The organism is Geodermatophilus sp. SYSU D00691 (assembly GCF_054050275.1).
Genome location: NZ_JBJGYZ010000003.1, coordinates 114,057 through 131,865, shown reverse-complemented (window position 1 = coordinate 131,865; position 17,809 = coordinate 114,057). Strand labels below are relative to the sequence as shown.

Here is a 17,809-nt window from a genome sequence, read left to right as displayed (position 1 = left end):
GTCAGGTCTGCCCGGCCTCCTCCGGCGCCCGCTCGCGCCCGGCCAGCCGGCTGCGGCGGTACCCGTAGAGGAAGTAGGCCACGAGGCCGGCCGCCATCCAGATGAGGAACCGCACCCAGGTCTCGACCGGCAGGTTGGCCATCAGCCACAGGCAGGCGGCCGCGGAGAGCAGGGGCAGAGCCGGGACCAGCGGCACGCGGAAGGTGCGGTGCAGGTCCGGGCGGGTGCGCCGCAGGATCCAGACGCCGATCGACACGAGGAAGAAGGCGAACAGCGTGCCGATGTTGACCAGTTCGGCCAGTTCGCTGAGCGGGATGACCCCGGCGAGGACGGCGACGACCACGCCGGTAATCAGCGTGATCCGGTAGGGCGTGCCGTGCTTCGGGTGCACCTGGGCCAGGCCGGGCGGGAGCAGCCGGTCGCGGCTCATCGCGAAGAGCACGCGCGACTGGCCGAGCATGAGGATCATGACCACCGAGGTCAGCCCGGCCAGGGCGCCGACCGAGATGATGCTGGCGAAGATCGGCAGGCCGACGTCGGAGAAGGCGCCCGCGAGCGGCGCGTCGGGGTTGAGCTCGGTGTAGTTCTGCATGCCCACGACGACCAGCGAGACGGCGACGTAGAGCACCGTGCAGATGGCCAGCGAGCCCAGGATGCCGCGCGGCATGTCCCGCTTCGGGTTGCGGGTCTCCTCGGCCGCCGTCGCCACGATGTCGAAGCCGATGAAGGCGAAGAACACGATCGACGCCCCCGCGATGACGCCGCCCCAGCCGAACGTGGTGTAGCCGAAGCCGAACAGCGACTGGAGCAGCGGCGCGTCCCACCCGCTGGCGCCCTCCGCCGGTGGCTGCGCCGGCGGCACGAACGGCGAGTAGTTGTCGGCGGTCAGGTAGAAGACCCCGACGACGATGACCAGCAGGACGATCGCCACCTTGATCGCCACGATGATCGCGGTGACCCGGCTCGACAGCTTGATGCCGAGGATCAGCACGCCGGTCATGAGCAGGACGACGAAGATCGCCGGGATGTTGAACGACGCGGTCTCCCCCGCGATCGACTCCGGCAGGGGGATGCCGATGTCGTCGAGCAGCTGGTTGAGGTAGCCCGACCAGCCGACCGCGACCGTGGCGGCACCCAGCGCCAGCTCGAGCACCAGGTCCCAGCCGATGATCCAGGCGATGAACTCGCCGAAGGTCGCGTAGGAGAAGGTGTACGCCGAGCCGGCGACCGGGACGGTGGAGGCGAACTCGGCGTAGCAGATGGCGGCCAGACCGCAGACCACTCCGGCGATCACGAAGGAGATCGCGACCGCCGGGCCGGCCTGCTCCTGAGCGACCACGCCGGTGAGCACGAAGATGCCGGTGCCGATGATCACGCCGACGCCGAAGACGGTGAGGTCGAGGCCGGAGAGGTTCTTCTTCAGCCGGTGCTCGGGCTCGTCGGTGTCGCGGATGGACTCCTCGACCGTCTTGATCCGGCGGTTGGCAGCACTCACGGCGTCCCCCTCTGGGTGCGGGTGCGTGATCGACTTCCCCCGACACGCTGGGGGTAACCGCCGACCTACGCTGGCGTGCCGACGAGGAGGGCCGATGAGCGCGACGGATTCCCCGGGCACCCCCCTGGGGCTGCCCCCGACCCAGCGGCCGCGGCCGGCGGGTGCCACGCGGCCGCACCGGGTCACCCGCGAGTCGGAGAGCCCGGTCGTCGACTGCGCGGTGTACGTCGAGGGCCGGCGGCAGGAGGACGTGGCCCCGGAGGACGCCCTCGCGGTCGCCCGCGAGCGCGGTGGCTTCGTCTGGTTGGGGCTCTACGAGCCGACGCAGGAGGAACTGGACGCGATCGCCCAGCAGTACGGCCTGCACCCCCTGGCGGTGGAGGACGCCGTCGAGGCCCACCAGCGGCCGAAGCTGGAGAACTACGACGAGGCGCTGTTCATGGTGCTCAAGACCGGCCGCTACGTGGAGCACGACGAGCTGACGGCGACCAGCGAGGTCGTCTCCACCGGAGAGGTGATGGTCTTCGTCGACGGCGACTACGTGATCACCGTCCGGCACGGCGACCACGGCGGGCTCAACGAGCTGCGCCGCATGCTCGAGGAGCAGCAGGACCTGCTATCGCTCGGGCCGTCGGCGGTGCTGTACGCGGTCGCCGACTTCGTGATCGACCGCACCACCGACGTGGCCACCGCCGTCGAGGAGGACGTCGAGGAGCTCGAGGCGTCGGTGTTCAGCCCGGAGCGCACCGACGACATCAGCCGCATCTACCAGCTCAAGCGCGAGCTGATGCAGCTGCGCCGGGCCGTGACGCCGCTGGAGATCCCGCTGCAGAAGCTGGCCGAGCGGCAGATCGGCGTCATCCCGGAGACCATGCGCTCGTACTTCCGCGACGTGCTCGACCACGCCCTGCGGGTGCGCGAGCAGGTCGGCGCGCTCGACGAGCTGCTGTCGTCGATCCTGCAGGCCTCGCTGGCGCGGACCTCGCTGTCGGACAACGAGGACACCCGCAAGATCTCGGCATGGGCCGCGATGATCGCCGTCCCCACGCTGATCACCGGCGTGTACGGCATGAACTTCGAGTTCATGCCGGAACTGGGCTGGCGGTACGGCTACTTCGCGGTGCTGCTGCTCATCGTCGTCGTCTGCTGGGCCCTCTACCGCGGCTTCAAGCGCAACGGCTGGCTGTAGCCCGACGCCGGTGTGCGCCCAGTGCCCTTTCCGGCAGGGCGAAGGGGAACTGCGCGCACAGCATCAGCGCCGAGGAGATCCGCGAGCCGGGCGAGGATCTCGCCGGGCCGGTGCAGATCGGCCGCGGTCACGAATAGGACCCGCCAGCCGGCCGCGTGCAGCCGGTTGAGCCGCCGGCGGTCACGGGCGAACTGGCCGGGCTGGGCGTGCCACAGCCCGTCGTACTCGACGGCGACGCGCTGCCCGGGCCAGGCGAAGTCGACGCGGGCCACGAACCGCCCGTCGCCGTCCCGGACGTCGAACTGCGCGACGGGCGGGGGGAGGCGGCCGCGGAGCATGAGCAGCCGCAGGCGGGACTCCTGAGGCGACTCCGCCCGCCCGTCGGCCAGGGAGCAGACCTCCCGCGTCCTGCCTGCTCCCCTCCCCTGCAGCTCGGCGGCGAAGTCGCGCAGGCCCGCGACGTCGAGGAGCTGCGCAGCGGCGAACCGGTCCACCGCGACGACGGCTTCCTCCAGCGACAGCAGCTGCGCGAGCCTGGCCACGGTGGCCTGCGGGGTGGTCAACCGGACCCCGAGCCTGTGGCCGGTCCACTCGGCCGGCACCGCTGCCCGGCGCACCCTGAGGCCCGGGATGCGGACCGGGTTGCTGCCCGGCGGGAGGGTCAGCTCGACGACGTCCTCCTCCGGGACGATGTCGACACCCCACACCGCCGCGGCGCTCAGCCCGGTGATCAGGGCCTGCGGGAACAACAGGCCGGCCGCCGCCCGCGCCCGGAGCACGTGGTCGACGGGCACGTCCCGGTGCGCGTAGACGTCGGGGAACAGGCGCTGCCAGACCGGCCCGTGCAGCTCGCGCTTGGTGAGCAGCCCGGCCCGGAGTGCCTGCGTGCCGCGGAAGACCCGGCGCCGCAGGTGGTCGGGGACGTGGGGCGGCCGTGGCACCGGCGAAGGCTGCCGGACGGAGGCGGGCGGCCGCTGGCGATGTCCACAGCGCCGCCCCGCTGTGCGCGCAGTTCCCTTTCCCCGGCGCGGAAAGGGCACTGAGCGCACTCGTACGCGCGGCTCAGGAGCCCTTCGCGGTGACGACGGCGTCGTAGACGGTGCGGCGGGGCAGCCCGGTGCGGACGACGACGGCGCGGATGGCGTCCTTGCGGGAAGCGCCCGCGGCCTCCTCGGCGGCCACCGCGGCGGCCAGCTCCGCCGGGCCCAGCTCCACCGGCGCGGCCACCGCCCCGGCGACGACGAGGGTGATCTCGCCGCGCACCCCGTCGGCGGCCCACGCGGCGAGCTCGCCCAGCGGGCCCCGGCGGACCTCCTCGTGCGTCTTGGTCAGCTCGCGGCAGACGGCGGCGGCGCGATCGGACCCGAAGGCCGCAGCGGCGTCGGTGAGGGCGTCGGCCAGCCGGTGCGGGGACTCGAAGAAGACCATCGTGCGGCGCTCGTCGGCGAGCCCGGCCAGCCGCGACCGGCGCTCCCCGCCCTTGCGCGGCAGGAACCCCTCGAAGCAGAACCGGTCGCAGGGCAGCCCCGACACCGCCAGCGCCGTGGTCACCGCCGACGGGCCGGGCACCGAGGTCACGGCGACGCCGGCCTCGATCGCCGCGCGCACCAGGGTGTAGCCGGGGTCGGAGACCGACGGCATGCCGGCGTCGGTGAGCAGCAGCACGGTGGCGCCGTCGGCCAGCGCGGCCAGCAGCCCGGGCAGCCGCGCCCGCTCCACCGACTCGTGGAAGGTCACCACCCGCCCGGAGAGCGAGACGGAGAGGTCGGACGCCAGCCGGTGCAGCCGCCGGGTGTCCTCCACCGCCAGCACGTCGGCCGACGCCATCGCCTCCCGCAGCCGGGGCCCGACGTCGCCGGGCTGGCCCAGCGGCGCGCCGCCAAGCACCAGCCGTCCAGTCACGCCCGCAGCCTGTCACGACGGCGCCGACCCGGCCGCCACATACCCTGGCCCCCATGGCCGTGCCGGTGGACGAAGCCGCGCCGGCGGCACCCCCCGACGAGCCGCCCGCCGTCGCGGCGCCCGCGCGCGCCCGCCGCTGGCCGCCGCCACGGCCCCGGCGCGACGGCCACCCGCCGCTGCCCACCGACCGGCGCCTGGCGTGGGCGCTGGCTCTCGGGCTGGGCCTGGTCAGCTTCGTCGTCCGCCTGTGGGACATCAGCTACCCCGCCGACGAGCTGTTCGACGAGGCCTACTACCCGCCCGAGGCCCGCGAGATCCTGATCTGGGGCTTCGAGTACAACCGCGGCTACACGTTCATCGTCCACCCGCCGCTGGGCAAGTGGCTGATCGCCGGCGGGGAGTGGCTGTTCGGCTACAACTCCTTCGGCTGGCGGTTCCCGTCGGCGGTGGCCGGCTCGATCGCCGTCGTCGTCCTGGTCCGGCTGGCCCGCCGGCTGACCGGGTCCACCCTGCTGGGCTTCCTGGCCGGGCTGCTGCTGGCCCTCGACGGCTTCTCGTTCGTCATCTCCCGCACCGGCCTGCTCGACGTCTTCCTCCAGGTGTTCGTGGTGGCCGCCGTCGCGTGCCTCGTCGTCGACCGCGACAAGGTGCGGGAGCGCATCCGCGCCGCCGGGCCGCTGACCACCGGCTTCCGCCTGGGGCCGCGCGGCTGGCGGATCGCGGCCGGGTTCCTGTTCGGCTGCGCCTGCGCGGTCAAGTGGAGCGGGATCTGGTTCCTGGCCTTCTTCGCCGTCCTGTCGCTGTTCTGGGAGCGCGGCGCGTGGCGCGGCGCCGGCGTCGGCAGCCCGACACGGACGACGCTGCGCCGCGGCCTGCCCGGGGCGCTGTGGGCGCTGGCCGTCGTCCCGGTGGCGACCTACATCGCGAGCTTCACCGGCTGGTTCCTCGGCGAGACCAGCCAGGGCCGGCACTGGGCCGACCAGCACCCGGAGACGTCGTTCCCGTTCATCCCGGGCCCGCTGCGCTCGCTGTGGCACATGCACACCGAGTGGTGGACGTTCCACAACAACCTCTCCAGCCCGCACCCGTGGGAGTCGGGACCGTGGTCGTGGCTGGTGGACGGCCGGCCGATCCTGCTGTGGAACCCGCAGGGCCTGACCGACGAGTCCGGCGGGCAGGTCGTCCGCTACATCCTCATGGTCGGGACGCCGACCCTCTGGTTCGCGTTCGCGCCCGCGCTGCTGTGGCTGGTCTGGCGGATCGTCGCCCGCCGCGACCCCGCCGCGCTCACCGTGGGCGTGGCGATCGCCGCCGGGTGGCTCACCTGGTTCCTCAACCCCGAGCGGACCATGTTCATCTTCTACATGGCCCCGGTCGTGCCGTTCTTCGTGCTGGCGGTCACCCTCGCCCTGCAGGACGTGCTCGGCGCCCGGCACCCCGAGCCATGGCGGCGCCAGCTCGGGCTGGGCGCGGTCTGCCTGTACGTCGCCGTGGTCGCGGCGACCTTCGTCTTCTTCTACCCCGTGCTCACCGGCCAGCCGCTGCCGCACGCGGAGTGGCTGCAGCGGATGTGGTTCCCGTCATGGTTCTGAGGAGTGGCCGCACCAGATAGTTGGGCGTTCCAACGCCCGCGAGGTGGCCGACGAGTTCGGCGGCGCCCCGGGCGCCCTCGACGAGGAACGCCACGCCGTGCGGCCCTGAGCGACCCTCGCCTACGGTGACCCCGGCAGGCGCAGACGGCGGGAGGACGGCGATGACCTCGACCGACGAGCGGCCCCGGGTGCTCACCGAGGTCGACGGCCACGTCTGGCGGATCACGCTGGACCGCCCGGAGGCCGGCAACGCCCTCGACCCGGCGCTGGCCCACCAGCTGGCCGCCGCCCTGCGCGACCGGCCGGCGCAGACCCGGGTGGTGCTGCTGCTCGCCAACGGGCCGCGCTTCTGCGTCGGCGGCGACATCGGCTACTTCGTCGCCGCCGACGACCCCGGGGCGCAGGTCGGGCAGCTGGCGCACGACTGGCACGAGGTGATCCGGCTGCTGCTGCACTGCCCGGTGCCGGTGCTCGCCGGGGCCCAGGGCGCGGTCGCCGGCGCCGCGGTGGGGCTGATCGGCGCCTGCGACATCGTGGTCTGCGGCCGCTCGGCGAAGATCCGCCCCGCCTACCTCGGGATCGGGTTCTCCCCCGACGGCGGGTCGTCCTGGGCCCTGACCCGCGCGCTCGGCGCGCCGCGGGCGCTGGACCTGCTGCTCACCGACAGCGCGCTCAGCGCCGCCGAGGCGCACACCTTCGGCCTGGTCAGCCGCCTGGTCGAGGACGCGGACCTGCACAGCGAGGCGATCGCGCTGGCGCACCGCGTGGCCGCCGGACCGGTGCGGGCGATGGTCCGCACCCGCGCCCTGGTCCGGCGGGCCGCCGTCCGCACCCTCGACGAGCAGCTGGACGACGAGGCCCGCCTCATCGCCGAGTCCGCCGCCGACCCCGAAGGGCGGGAGGGCGTGCGTGCCTTCCTCGAGAAGCGGAAGCCCGACTTCCCCGGCGCGGTCTAGCGCCCCTCAGCAGCCGCCGATCGAGATCCCCCGCGCCGTCAGCCACGGCACCGGGTTCACGCGGTTGGCGTAGAGGCCGCCCATGTGCACCTCGAAGTGCAGGTGCGGGCCGGTGGACTGGCCCTTGTTGCCGACCTCGGCGATCTGCTGCCCGGCCGACACCACCTGGCCGGCGCTGACGAAGAACCGGTTGACGTGCCCGTAGAGCGTGATCGACCCGTCGCCGTGCTGCACGTAGACCGCCTGGCCGAAGCCGTTGGCGGCGCCGGCGTGCAGCACCGTCCCGCCCTCGGGCGCGTAGACCGGCGTGCCGATCGGCGCGGCGATGTCGACGCCCTGGTGCATCGTCCCCCAGCGCGGCCCGTAGCAGGAGGTCACGCGGCCGACCGTCGGGGGGACGGCGCCGCCGCCGGCCGCCGCGGCGGCGACCGTCTGCGCGGCGGCCTGGGCCGCGGCCTGCTCGGCCGCCTCCCGCTCGGCGAGGTCGGCGTCCGGGTCGCTGGAGCCGGTGGCGGCCAGCAGCGCGATCTGCGCCTCGCGGAGGGCGGCCTCGTGCGCGGCCTTCTCGGCCACGGCGGCGTCGTAGGACTGCTGGGCGGCGGTCAGCCGGGCGGCCGCGGCCTGCTCGGCGCTGGCGGCCTCGCGGGCAAGGGCGTCGCGCTGGGCCACCGCCTCCCGGGCGACCTGGTCGGCCTGCTGCTGCCGGGCCTCCACGACCTCGTGCTCGGCGAGGGTCTCGGCCCGTTCGTCGCTGAGCAGGTCGAGGGTGAGGGCGCGCTGCAGCACCCCCTCGGGCCCCCCCTCGCCGAGGAAGACCATGGCCGAGCCCATGGGGTGCTCACCCATGTAGCTGCGCCGGCCGAGGTCGGCGACGTCCTCGCGGGTCTCGGTGACCGCGGCGGTGGCCGCGGCGAGCTCGGCGGCGGCCGTCTCGGCCGCGGTCTGCGCCTCGGTGAGCGCCGCCTGGGCCTGGATGCTGGCGTCGGAGGCGGCCTCGGCCTCGACGGTGAGCCGCTGCAGCTCCGTCTCGGCGGTCGCCACGAGCGCCGTCAGGCGGGCCACCTCGGCGGCGGCGACGCGGGCGTCGTCCGCCGGTGCCGCCTGGGCGTGGCCGCCCGACAGCAGGACGGCGAGGCTCACGGCGACGGCCACGATCCCGGACTCGGGGGTCCGGGAACGGCGCTTGTTCGTGTTCTGGGCAGGGCTGTGCGGGCGGTGCAGGGTCGCCAAGACCGGCGGGCTCCTTCTTCCTCGCCGCCTACCGGGTTAGCTGACGGGTTCGGGCGGGAAGACGCCCTACCTGCGCACCCCCGTGCGCGCAGGATTCACCCCAGGGGAACCATGGGTCCCCGGTCCGACCCGAGGGTCGGTTCGGCGGGGCCGGCCAGTGCCCAGCGGGTTGCTGGGACGTGGTGCAGCCGGACCGCCGGGAACGGTACCCCAGATCACGGCGCGATCACGAACCGAGAGCTCACGCCCCATGAGCCACACCGGGAACCGCCCGGACGACGACGCCGCCGGGGCGGGTGCCCCGACGACGTGGGCGGAAGGGTGGGAGCAACGGTATGCAGTTCGAAGCATGCGACCCTGCTGAAGCGCCTTGCCAAATGCTCTGCCAGCGCTCCTCCGCGCCAACCCTCGCGCACGTCCGAGCCGTCGACCGCCACGGCAGTGGCGCTCTGTCCCGCCTCCAGAACGCCCGCCGCTCCTGCTGCAACTCCACACCACGCACCACGCCCGACCCCCAGCTCAGCAGGGCGTTGCGTTCACCCCTTGAGCCCCGGGTGGTCAAGCAAGCGGGGGTGGGACGGTCTGCCCCACCCCCGCCACCATCACACGATGGCCTGCGACCCGCGGAACGTCGGCTGGTAAGCCGCGTTGCTGCTGCCACGGGCCGTGCCTTGCACCGCTGATTCCGTCATGGCGAACGTCAGCAGGGCATGCGCAATGGCGTCCGTCATCTCATCCAGCGCGATGAGATTGATGTTGTCGAGGTCGTCGCAGGCCGCGTGGTAGCAGGGGTCAAAGGCGATACCGGCGGTGCCGCCCCACTTGGCCGCCTGTTCAGCGGTCTTGATGTCCTCGGCGCCGGTGAACAGGCCGCCAGCCGGGATACCGGCCGCCACGAAGGCGTCATAGTCCGAGCGCCCATCGAAGGCCGTCGGCTCGACTTCACGACCGATGGACGCGAAGTAGTCGAGGAAGACGTCCTCCACCACGCCGGATCCCGTCGAGCCAGTCGATGCCGTGTCCGAGGCGTCGCCGTCGTAGACGAACCAGCCCGGGTTCGGCGAGCCGACCATGTCGAAGTTCAGCATGACGGCGATGTCCTTCAGCTCGCGCTTGGTGAGCTGGCTGACGTAGTAGGCCGAGCCGACCAGGCCGGCTTCCTCGGCGCCGAACCAGATGAAGCGCACCTGGTTGACCGGCTCGATACCCAGCTCGGCCATCTGCAGGGCGACCTCGAGCTGGGCCGCCGAGCCGGTGCCGTTGTCGTTGATGCCGGGCCCCTCGATGACGGAGTCGAGGTGGGCGCCGGACACAACCACCCGGTCGGTGCGGCCGGTCGTCGTCTCAGCGATGACGTTCTCGGACGTGCGGACCTCCGACACGGTGCTGGTGCTGACCGTCAAGGTCACCTGACGGCCGGCGGCGGCCTCCGCCTCGATGTACTCCACCAGGGCGGCACCGGCCTCGGCGCTCATCTCGATCACCGGGACGTCCTGCGGGAACGAGGCTTGACCGAAGTCGACGCCAAGTCGCTCGTCGCTGTTGCCCTCGTTGAAGATGATGACGGCCTGGGCCCCCGCCTCGACCGCGTTGGCGATCTTCTCGTAGAAGAAGCAGGTGCCGCGCTGGATCAGCGCGATGTCGCCGGTGAAGTCGACGAAGTCGGCATCCGTACAGCCGGCGCTTGACGTGCTGTCGGGCTGGCCGACTGGCAAGGGGACGATGTTGCCCTCGACGCCCTGCACCACACCCGTCACCGTGCCGCTGCCGGAGTAGTCCATGGTCGAGATGTCCACGCCGTTCTCGTACGTGAACGGAAAGCCTGGCGACGTGCTGGTGACAGTCGGGGCGGCCAGTTCCTCGAAGAAGTTGTACTCGAACGGCTGGCGGCTCACCTCGTACCCGGCCGCCCCAAGCAGGCCGGCGACGTAGTCCGCCGAGAGCTCGTAGCCCAAGGTGCTGGCCTCGCGTGTGCCGTCGCTGAGATCGGCGAACTCTTGGAACTCGGCCAGGTGCCCCAGCACGGCTTCGACCGTGACTGCGTCCCGCAGGTCGCTGGTGTCGGTCACGGGGGCCGCATACGCCCCGGTGGCCGGCGCACAGACAAGGGTCCCGGCCATCAGCGCGGCAACGGCCCAGCGTCGCTTCACCATGCATGCCTCCATGCACCATGCCGACCCGCCTGGCGCAGGGCCAGCAGATTCCGGGGAGCCTATCCCCGATTCCGGCAGCCCAACGGGGCGAGCAGCGGGCCAACTTCGGCATCACGCAGTCGCTGGTGCGGTTGGGTGAACTAGGCCCTGTTTGATACGTCGCGGAGATGGATGTTGATGTTGGTGATCTCCACAGTGGCGTCGTAGCGGACGGCGAGCTTGTCCTACCGGGTGGCGAAGGCGCGGCTCTGCTCGTGCCGGTTGATGCCGCACTCCACGGCGTGCCGCTGCTTGCCGCGCTCTCGGGCGAGCGTCGGCGGCCGGGCCGCCGGCTGAGCCCTTCGCCCGGTGATGGGCCGACTGGTCCGTCTTGTTCGGGATCGTCGCCGGCACGCCGCGTCGACGCGGTTGGGCGCGGTTGACGCGACTGGAGTAGGCCCGATCGGCCAGCACGCGGTCCGGCCGGCTCCGGGGGCCGTCCGGGCCCGGAGCGTCGCGGCACCCGGATGCGGTCGAGCACCACGGGCAACTGCGGACCGTCGGCGCCTGCCCGGCGGTGAGCACCGTGGCCAGCGGCCTGCGGCCGGCCTCGACGGCCAGGTGCACCTCGGTCGTCAGGCCGCCCCGGGACCGGCCGAGCGCATGATCGGCCGGCTCCCCGACCGGCGGCTGGACCTGCTGCTCGGGGTGGGCGGCGGGCGCCGGCGGCGTGCTGATGGGCTCGGTTGACGGTGGAGTCCACCGCCACCACCCAGTCGATCAACCCGACCTCGTCGGCCAGAGCCTGCAGCGCGATCTCGATCGCTGCCCAGCGACCGGCCGGCTGCCAGGCCCGGAACAGGCCGTAGACGCACTGCCGGGTGCCGTAGCGCTCGGGCACGTCCCGCCACGGGCAGCGGGTGCGGGTGCGGAACCGGATGCCGTCGCTCAGCTGTCACAGCGTCCAGCGACGGGGGCGGCCCGTCCGCGGCCTGACCGGAAGCAGCGCCGCCAGGATCAGCCACAGCTCGCCGGTCAGGTCGTGGCGGGCACCGGCCGGTAGGGCCCCGTCCACGAGGTCTCCGTGGTGAGGGTCTCCCTGGTCGTCGACCCCTCTACCGGAGACACGCTCGATCGGCGCGCCGAGCGACTTTCTCAAACAGGGCCTAGACGGCCTGCAGGACGTCGTCGAGCAGGAACAACGACGCCGCCGGGGCGGGTGCCCCGACGGCGTCGGTGGAAGGGTGGAGCTGAGGGGATTTGAACCCCTGACCCCCTCGATGCGAACGAGGTGCGCTACCGGACTGCGCCACAGCCCCTCGGACGGAAAGACTACCTTCCGCCGGCGGCCCTCCTGCAGGGGCCCGCCGCGAGCTCGCGAGCGGTGGGGGGCAGGAGGGCCCTTTCTCAGCCGTTGACGACCCGGGCCGGGCGGTACTCGTCGATGTCGGCGAAGCCGATGTCGTCGTCGTCCAGGCCCACGACGGCGCTGTTCTGCCAGCCGGCCGGGGCCGCGGTGCGGGCGGCCACGACCCGACCGGGCCGCAGCGGGTGCACCGGGGCCAGGGGGAGGCTGGGGTGCGGCAGCGACGGCAGCGCCTCCTGCACGCCGGTGGGCTGCTCGGCCACGGCCGGCACCGGCGCCGGCCGGCGCTCGCTCGCCCGCGGAGCGGTTGAGGAGAGGAACGCCTCCCGGGCGGCCTGCCGCGCCGCGCGGCGGGCGGCGAGCCGCTCGCGGCGGGCGGTCCGGCGCAGCACCAGCACGTAGCCGACGACGGCGAGGTCGAGCAGCAGCTGCGCCGGCCACACCCAGGCGCTCACCAGCAGCGCACCGGCCAGGCCGAGCAGCGCCAGCGCGACCAGGGCCGCGAGGGTCCGCCGGCGCAGCTTGTGCACGTCCACCTTGAGCTCGCCGGTGGCGTGCAGCGCCTCGCGGTCGATGGCGACCCGCTCGGTGGCGGCGGTGACCACGGGGTCCACCGTGCGCCGCCGCTGCAGCGTGCGGCCGGTCGAGGCCAGCTCACCCCGGGCCGACTGCGCGTCGCCGCGTGTCACCACCATGGGCACCAGCACGACGAACCACAGCACGACCAGAGCGGCCAGCAGCGCGCCCGATCCCATCCTGAACACCACCTGTCACACGAGTCACCGGCTCCGGCAGGTTATGCAGGAAGTTCGCCCGACGCGGGGAGGCGCGCTGGAGTGTCGCGATGCGTGTCGTGGAACGGGTGTGACGACCGGGTCGGCGTGTCGACATGAGGACCGCGCGCGGGGCGGGTCAGCGTGGTATGCGCTGCCGCCAGCGGGTCAGGACGCCGCCGGGGACGTCCTCGGCGAGCAGCGCGAAGGTCAGGTGGTCGCGCCAGTCGCCGTCGATGTCCAGGTAGCGGCGCAGCAGCCCCTCGCGGGTGAAGCCCAGCCGCTCGACCAGCCGCTGGCTGGGGCCGTTCTCGGGGCGGATGTCGGCCTGCAGCCGGTGCAGGCCGACCGGGCCGAACGCGTGGTCGCACACCAGCGCGACGGCCAGGGAGGCCATCCCCCGGCCGGCCTCCGCGCGGTCGATCCAGTACCCGAGGTGCCCGGAGCGCATCGCGCCGCGGACGACGTTGTCGATCGTCACCTGCCCGGCCAGCCGACCGTCCACCCGGATCGCCCAGGGCAGCGACGCCCCCGCCCGGGCGCGGCGGGCGACGGCGCGGCGCATCACCCGGTAGGCCGCCGGGGTGTGCCGCAGCCGCCACGGCTGGGCCGCCGACGGCTCCCACGGCGCGAGCCACTCCTCGTTGGCCAGCCGCAGCCGGCTCCACTCCGCGGCGTCGCGCCGGCGCAGCGGGTGCAGCTCGACGGGCCCGTGGGACAGCGTCGCCGGCCAGCCCGGGTGGAGCAGCGGATCGGTCACGACCGGCGGTCAGCCGCCGAGCAGCAGCGGCATGACGGTGACCAGCCCGCCGGGGGCCACCTCGGTCACGTCCTCGTCGACGACGATCAGGCAGTTGGCGCGGGCCATGCGGGCCAGCTGCGCCTCGCTGCCGTCGCCGACCGGCTCGACGACGTAGCCGCCGTCGGGGTGCCGCATGACCGTGCCGTGCAGGTACTGGCGGTAGCCCAGCGGCGAGACCAGCTGCTGGGCCGAGATGGCTTGCACCGTGCGGCGGAAGAGCTGGCGCTTGCCGAGCATGAGGCGGATCGCCGGGCGGACGAACACCTCGAACGACACCAGCGCCGACACCGGGTCGCCCGGCACGCAGATCACCGGCACCGAGTCGCGGCCCAGCCGGCCGAAGCCCTGCACCGGCCCGGGGTGCATCGCGACCGGCGTGAAGGCGGTCGGCCCGAGCTCGGCGAGCACCTGGGGCACGGTGTCGAAGCCGTCGCTCGAGAAGGTGCCCGAGACCAGCACCAGGTCGCTGCGCAGCAGCGCGCTCTCCAGCCGCTCGGTCAGCCGCTCGCGGTCGGTGGGCAGGATGCCGCCGCGGTAGGCCTCCGCGCCGGCGTCGCGGGCGGCCGCGGCCAGGGCGTAGGAGTTGACGTCGACGGCCTGCCCCGGGCCGGGGTCGGCGCCCACGTCGACGAGCTCGGTGCCGGCCGAGAGCACGGTGATCCGCGGCCGCGGGCGCACGTGCACGCGGTCGCGGCCGACCGCGGCGAGCAGGCTGATCTGCGCCGGGCCGATCGGGGTGCCGACCTGCACGGCGGAGTCGCCGAGCGCGACGTCGTCCCCCACCTGCCGGACGTAGCTGCCGGCCGGGGGTGCGGCGTGGACGGCGACGCGCACCTCCCCCTGGTCGGTCCAGACCGCCGGGACGACGACGTCGGCCCCGGCGGGCAGCATCGCGCCCGCGGCGACCATCTGCGCCAGACCGGGGCCGATGGACGACTGCGTGGGGCTGCCGGCGGTGCTCACCCCGACCACGGCCAGCTGGACCGGCGCCTCGAGGGTCGCGTGCGCGACGTCCTGGGCGCGGACGGCGTAGCCGTCGAGGGCAGCCTGGTCGAAGGCGGGCAGCGCGCGCTTGCTGACGACGTCCTCGGCGCAGAGCAGCCCCTGCGCGTCCAGCACCGCGAGCTCGATCGGGTCGACCTGCGGGGCCGCGGAGAGGATCTCCTCGAGGTGCCGCTCCACCGTGCGCACCTGCGGGGTGGCCGGGGCGGGCGGCGACGGCAGGCGGTCCAGCCCGATCTGGGTGGTGTCGCGGGCGGCCCGGGCGTGCCGCGCGAGGGGCTCGCGCACCACGGTCCCCCGCCGCAGGTCCATCTGCGACGTCTCCCGCTGCGCTCCGGGCCCCCCGCTCGTGCCGTTCTCCGTCATGCCCACGGACCCGATGGTGCCTCCTGTCGCCCGCGCTCAGGCCGGCGACGCGCCATCGGCCGGCAGCTCGGCCACGAACTCGGCGAGCCAGGCGCGCAGCGGCGGACCCAGGTCGTCGCGCTCGGAGGCCAGCCGGATGACGGCCTTGAGGTAGTCCAGCCGGTCACCGGTGTCGTACCGCCGCCCGCTGAAGACCACGCCGTGCACCGGCTCACCGCGCTCGACCAGCGTGGCCAGGGCGTCGGTGAGCTGGATCTCGCCCCCGCGGCCGGGCGGCGTCTCCCGCAGCACGTCGAAGATCTCCGGGGCGAGCACGTAGCGGCCGATGATGGCCAGGCTGCTCGGCGCCTCGTCGACCGGCGGCTTCTCGACCAGCCCGGTGATCCGCACCACCTCGTCGCCGTCGGAGGAGTGCCCGCTGGGCTCGACCGCCACCGCGCCGTACTTGTCGATGTTCTCGCGGCCCACGTCGAGCAGGGCGATGACCGAACCGCCGTGCTCAACCTGGACGGCGAGCATCTGCTCGAGCAGGTGGTCGCGGGCGTCGATGAGGTCGTCGCCGAGCAGGACCGCGAACGGCTCGTGCCCGACGAAGGCCGCGCCCTGCAGCACCGCGTGGCCCAGGCCGCGCGCCTCGCCCTGGCGGACGAAGTGCACCTGGGCGACGTCGGTCGACGCGTGGACGGCGCCGAGCCGCTGCTCGTCGCCCTTCTTCTCCAGCGCGGTCTCCAGCTCGGGGACCCGGTCGAAGAAGTCCTCGATCGCCGACTTGTTGCGGCCGGTGACCATGAGCACCTCGCCGAGCCCGGCCCGCGCCGCCTCCTCGACGATGTACTGCAGCGCCGGGCGGTCGACCACCGGGAGCAGCTCCTTGGGGACCGCCTTGGTGGCCGGCAGGAAGCGGGTACCCAGCCCCGCCACGGGGATGACCGCCTTGCGGGTCGGGCGGGAGCTCGAGGTCGGCATGCAGGGGAGCCTAACTAGGCTTCGGCGGTGACTTCCCCGCACGACCCGGTCGCGGCCAAGGCGGCGCTGCGCGAACGATTCCTCTCCCGCCGCCGCACCCGACCGGCGCCGGAGCGGGCCGCGGCCGCCGCTGCGGTCACCTCGGCGCTGCTGCGCCGGCTGGCCGGCACCCGCACCCTGGCCGCCTTCGCCCCCGACGAGACGGAGCCCGGCCACGGCCGGCTGCCCGCCGCGTACACCCAGCTCGGGGCGCGGGTGCTGCTGCCGGTCGTGCCGCCGGAGGGCGGCGAGCTGACCTGGGCGGTGGACACCGGCCGGCTGGCGCCGGGGCGGTACGGGCTGCTCGAGCCGCTCGGGCCCCGGCTCGGATCCACCGCGATCGGCGCCGCCGACGTCGTCGTCGTCCCGGCGCTGGCCGTCGACCGCCGGGGCGTGCGGCTGGGCCGCGGGGGCGGCTACTACGACCGGGCGCTGGTGCACGCCCGCCCCGACGCCGTCCTGGTCGCGGTCGTCTTCGACGACGAGTTCACCGACGCGCTGCCCGCCGAGGAGCACGACCGGCGGGTGACCGCCGTCGTCACGCCCGCCGGGGGCTGGCAGGAGCTCACCCGGCAGCCCTGAGGCCTCGCTGGAAAGGTGATCGCCGACCCCACCTCGACGTCGCGGGAGGGACCGTGTCCCCGGAGATCGTCACCATCCTCGCGCTGGTCGTGATCTTCGCGATCGCCTCCTTCCTGCCGATCAACATGGGGGCCCTGGCGTTCGTGGCGGCGTTCCTCGTCGGCACCCTGTCGGTGGGGCTGACGACCGAGGACATCCTCGCCGGCTTCCCCGCCGAGCTGGTGGTGACGCTGATCGGGGTCACCTACCTGTTCGCGATCGCGCAGAACAACGGCACCGTCGACCTGCTGGTGCGGGGTGCGGTGCGCCTGGTCGGCGGCCACGTGGCGGCGATCCCGTGGATCATGTTCTTCGTCACCGCGCTGCTCACCGCGATCGGCGCGCTCTCCCCCGCCGCGGTGGCGATCATCGCCCCGATCGCGCTCACCTTCGCCGCCCGCCACGGGATCAACCCGCTGCTCATGGGCATGATGGTGATCCACGGCGCGCAGGGCGGCGGCTTCTCGCCGATCAGCGTCTACGGCGTCACCGTGAACGAGATCGTCGAGGCCGAGGGGCTCCCGGACTCGTCGGTCGCCGTGTTCCTCGGCAGCCTCTTCTTCAACCTGGCGATCGCGGTCGTGCTCTTCCTCGTGTTCGGCGGCCGCCGGCTGCTTGGCCGCAAGGTGGCGGTCGCCCCGGCGGCCCCGGCGGCCGAGGAGGCGGAGACCACGACGGTGCGCGGGCACGGCGCCGAGCCCGGCCCGGCCGTCGGCGGTGGCGACCGGGGCGATCAGGACGAGGACGGCGACGTCGTGCGCGCCCAGCCGGTCACGCTCGACCAGGTGCTCACCCTCATCGGCCTGGCCGCCGTCGCCGTCCTGGCCCTGGTGTTCGACCTGGACATCGGCTTCGTCTCGATCACCGTGGCCACGATCCTGGCGATGTTCGCCGCGGCGCGGCAGAAGGGCGCGGTCAGCCAGATCAGCTGGTCCACCGTGCTGCTCATCGCCGGCGTGCTGACCTACGTGTTCGTGCTGCAGGAGGCCGGCACGATCGACTACATCGGCGAGGCCGTCATCGGCCTGGGCGCCCCGCTGCTCATCGCCCTCCTCCTCTGCTACATCGGAGGGGTGGTGTCGGCCTTCGCGTCGTCGACCGCGATCATCGGTGTCGCCATCGCACTCGCGGTGCCGTTCCTGCAGGAGGGCAGCATCGGCGCCGTGGGGGTGGTGGTCGCCCTGTCGGTGTCCTCGACCATCGTCGACGTCAGTCCGTTCTCGACGAACGGCGCGCTGGTCCTGGCCAACGCGCAGGACGTCGACAAGGACCGCTTCTACAAGCAACTGCTGGCCTACGCCGGGGTCGTCGTCGCGGCCGGACCGTTCCTGGCCTGGCTGGTGTTCGTCGTGGTCCCCAGCTGGTTCTAGACGATCGG

Annotated in this window: 14 protein-coding genes, 1 tRNA gene, 1 pseudogene and 1 riboswitch; of the genes and pseudogenes, 5 read left to right on the top strand and 11 right to left on the bottom strand. The window is 73.6% G+C overall.

All coding sequences use genetic code 11. From position 1 onward, the window contains the following. Nucleotide 1 precedes the first annotated feature (1 nt). Nucleotides 2-1,495 (bottom strand): amino acid permease, encoded by a 1,494-nt coding sequence (locus tag ACI797_RS03320; protein WP_456857092.1) that lies wholly within the window; start codon nucleotides 1,493-1,495, stop codon nucleotides 2-4. A gap of 94 nt (nucleotides 1,496-1,589) precedes the next feature. On the opposite strand from ACI797_RS03320, the gene corA reads away from it, so the two are divergent. Next, nucleotides 1,590-2,684 (top strand): magnesium/cobalt transporter CorA, encoded by a 1,095-nt coding sequence (gene corA / locus ACI797_RS03315; RefSeq protein WP_456857091.1) that lies wholly within the window; start codon nucleotides 1,590-1,592, stop codon nucleotides 2,682-2,684. Here corA and ACI797_RS03310 read toward each other — a convergent pair. Then, a complete protein-coding gene (locus ACI797_RS03310; RefSeq protein ID WP_456857090.1) occupies nucleotides 2,651-3,625 on the bottom strand; it encodes an endonuclease domain-containing protein in 975 nt (324 codons plus the stop codon). The genes corA and ACI797_RS03310 overlap by 34 nt on opposite strands. 121 nt (nucleotides 3,626-3,746) lie before the next feature. Then, nucleotides 3,747-4,586: a 16S rRNA (cytidine(1402)-2'-O)-methyltransferase gene (gene rsmI / locus ACI797_RS03305; protein ID WP_456857089.1), complete on the bottom strand. Its 840-nt coding sequence runs from the start codon at nucleotides 4,584-4,586 to the stop codon at nucleotides 3,747-3,749. Between the two features lie 53 nt (nucleotides 4,587-4,639). Here rsmI and ACI797_RS03300 point away from each other — a divergent pair, with 53 nt between their 5' ends. Both ACI797_RS03300 and ACI797_RS03295 read left to right on the top strand, forming a co-directional pair. Continuing rightward, nucleotides 4,640-6,178, top strand: a complete 1,539-nt coding sequence (locus tag ACI797_RS03300) for a dolichyl-phosphate-mannose--protein mannosyltransferase (protein WP_456857088.1) — start codon at nucleotides 4,640-4,642, stop codon at nucleotides 6,176-6,178. Between the two features lie 161 nt (nucleotides 6,179-6,339). After that, nucleotides 6,340-7,134, top strand: coding sequence for an enoyl-CoA hydratase/isomerase family protein (locus ACI797_RS03295; RefSeq protein WP_456857087.1), 795 nt, complete (start codon nucleotides 6,340-6,342; stop codon nucleotides 7,132-7,134). A 6-nt stretch (nucleotides 7,135-7,140) separates the two neighbouring features. Here the strand turns inward: ACI797_RS03295 and ACI797_RS03290 are convergent, their stop codons facing one another. The 8 genes and pseudogenes from ACI797_RS03290 to galU all read right to left on the bottom strand — a co-directional run bounded on the left by ACI797_RS03290 (nucleotide 7,141) and on the right by galU (nucleotide 15,771). Beyond that, nucleotides 7,141-8,364 carry a M23 family metallopeptidase gene (locus ACI797_RS03290; protein WP_456857086.1) on the bottom strand — a complete coding sequence of 408 codons (1,224 nt, stop codon included), beginning with the start codon at nucleotides 8,362-8,364 and terminating at the stop codon, nucleotides 7,141-7,143. A gap of 11 nt (nucleotides 8,365-8,375) precedes the next feature. Further along, nucleotides 8,376-8,521, bottom strand: a riboswitch (cyclic di-AMP (ydaO/yuaA leader). Between the two features lie 445 nt (nucleotides 8,522-8,966). After that, entirely contained in the window at nucleotides 8,967-10,517 is a 1,551-nt protein-coding gene (locus ACI797_RS03285; RefSeq protein ID WP_456857085.1) for a M28 family metallopeptidase, read from the bottom strand. 140 nt (nucleotides 10,518-10,657) lie between these two features. Continuing rightward, nucleotides 10,658-11,571 (bottom strand): annotated as a pseudogene (locus ACI797_RS03280) (IS5 family transposase). 170 nt (nucleotides 11,572-11,741) lie between these two features. Further along, a tRNA-Ala gene (locus ACI797_RS03275) sits at nucleotides 11,742-11,815 on the bottom strand. An 88-nt stretch (nucleotides 11,816-11,903) separates the two neighbouring features. Then, nucleotides 11,904-12,617: a hypothetical protein gene (locus tag ACI797_RS03270; protein ID WP_456857084.1), complete on the bottom strand. Its 714-nt coding sequence runs from the start codon at nucleotides 12,615-12,617 to the stop codon at nucleotides 11,904-11,906. Nucleotides 12,618-12,774: 157 nt separating this feature from the next. Beyond that, nucleotides 12,775-13,395, bottom strand: coding sequence for a GNAT family N-acetyltransferase (locus ACI797_RS03265; RefSeq protein ID WP_456857083.1), 621 nt, complete (start codon nucleotides 13,393-13,395; stop codon nucleotides 12,775-12,777). A gap of 9 nt (nucleotides 13,396-13,404) precedes the next feature. Then, complete coding sequence (gene glp / locus ACI797_RS03260) at nucleotides 13,405-14,805, bottom strand: molybdotransferase-like divisome protein Glp (RefSeq protein ID WP_456857174.1); 1,401 nt, start codon at nucleotides 14,803-14,805, stop codon at nucleotides 13,405-13,407. 36 nt (nucleotides 14,806-14,841) lie between these two features. Further along, nucleotides 14,842-15,771 carry a UTP--glucose-1-phosphate uridylyltransferase GalU gene (gene galU, locus ACI797_RS03255; protein ID WP_456857082.1) on the bottom strand — a complete coding sequence of 310 codons (930 nt, stop codon included), beginning with the start codon at nucleotides 15,769-15,771 and terminating at the stop codon, nucleotides 14,842-14,844. A 27-nt stretch (nucleotides 15,772-15,798) separates the two neighbouring features. Here galU and ACI797_RS03250 point away from each other — a divergent pair, with 27 nt between their 5' ends. Both ACI797_RS03250 and ACI797_RS03245 read left to right on the top strand, forming a co-directional pair. Further along, nucleotides 15,799-16,392, top strand: a complete 594-nt coding sequence (locus ACI797_RS03250; RefSeq protein ID WP_456857081.1) for a 5-formyltetrahydrofolate cyclo-ligase — start codon at nucleotides 15,799-15,801, stop codon at nucleotides 16,390-16,392. Nucleotides 16,393-16,445: 53 nt separating this feature from the next. Continuing rightward, nucleotides 16,446-17,801, top strand: a complete 1,356-nt coding sequence (locus ACI797_RS03245) for an SLC13 family permease (protein ID WP_456857080.1) — start codon at nucleotides 16,446-16,448, stop codon at nucleotides 17,799-17,801. Nucleotides 17,802-17,809: the final 8 nt, after the last annotated feature.

Bases quoted from the DNA above. Each gene is read 5' to 3' on its own strand.
- corA (WP_456857091.1), top strand. From the start codon at position 1,590: ATGAGCGCGACGGATTCCCCGGGCACCCCCCTGGGGCTGCCCCCGACC.
- ACI797_RS03300 (WP_456857088.1), top strand. From the start codon at position 4,640: ATGGCCGTGCCGGTGGACGAAGCCGCGCCGGCGGCACCCCCCGACGAG.
- ACI797_RS03295 (WP_456857087.1), top strand. From the start codon at position 6,340: ATGACCTCGACCGACGAGCGGCCCCGGGTGCTCACCGAGGTCGACGGC.
- ACI797_RS03285 (WP_456857085.1), bottom strand. From the start codon at position 10,517: ATGGTGAAGCGACGCTGGGCCGTTGCCGCGCTGATGGCCGGGACCCTT.
- ACI797_RS03270 (WP_456857084.1), bottom strand. From the start codon at position 12,617: ATGGGATCGGGCGCGCTGCTGGCCGCTCTGGTCGTGCTGTGGTTCGTC.
- glp (WP_456857174.1), bottom strand. From the start codon at position 14,805: ATGACGGAGAACGGCACGAGCGGGGGGCCCGGAGCGCAGCGGGAGACG.
- galU (WP_456857082.1), bottom strand. From the start codon at position 15,771: ATGCCGACCTCGAGCTCCCGCCCGACCCGCAAGGCGGTCATCCCCGTG.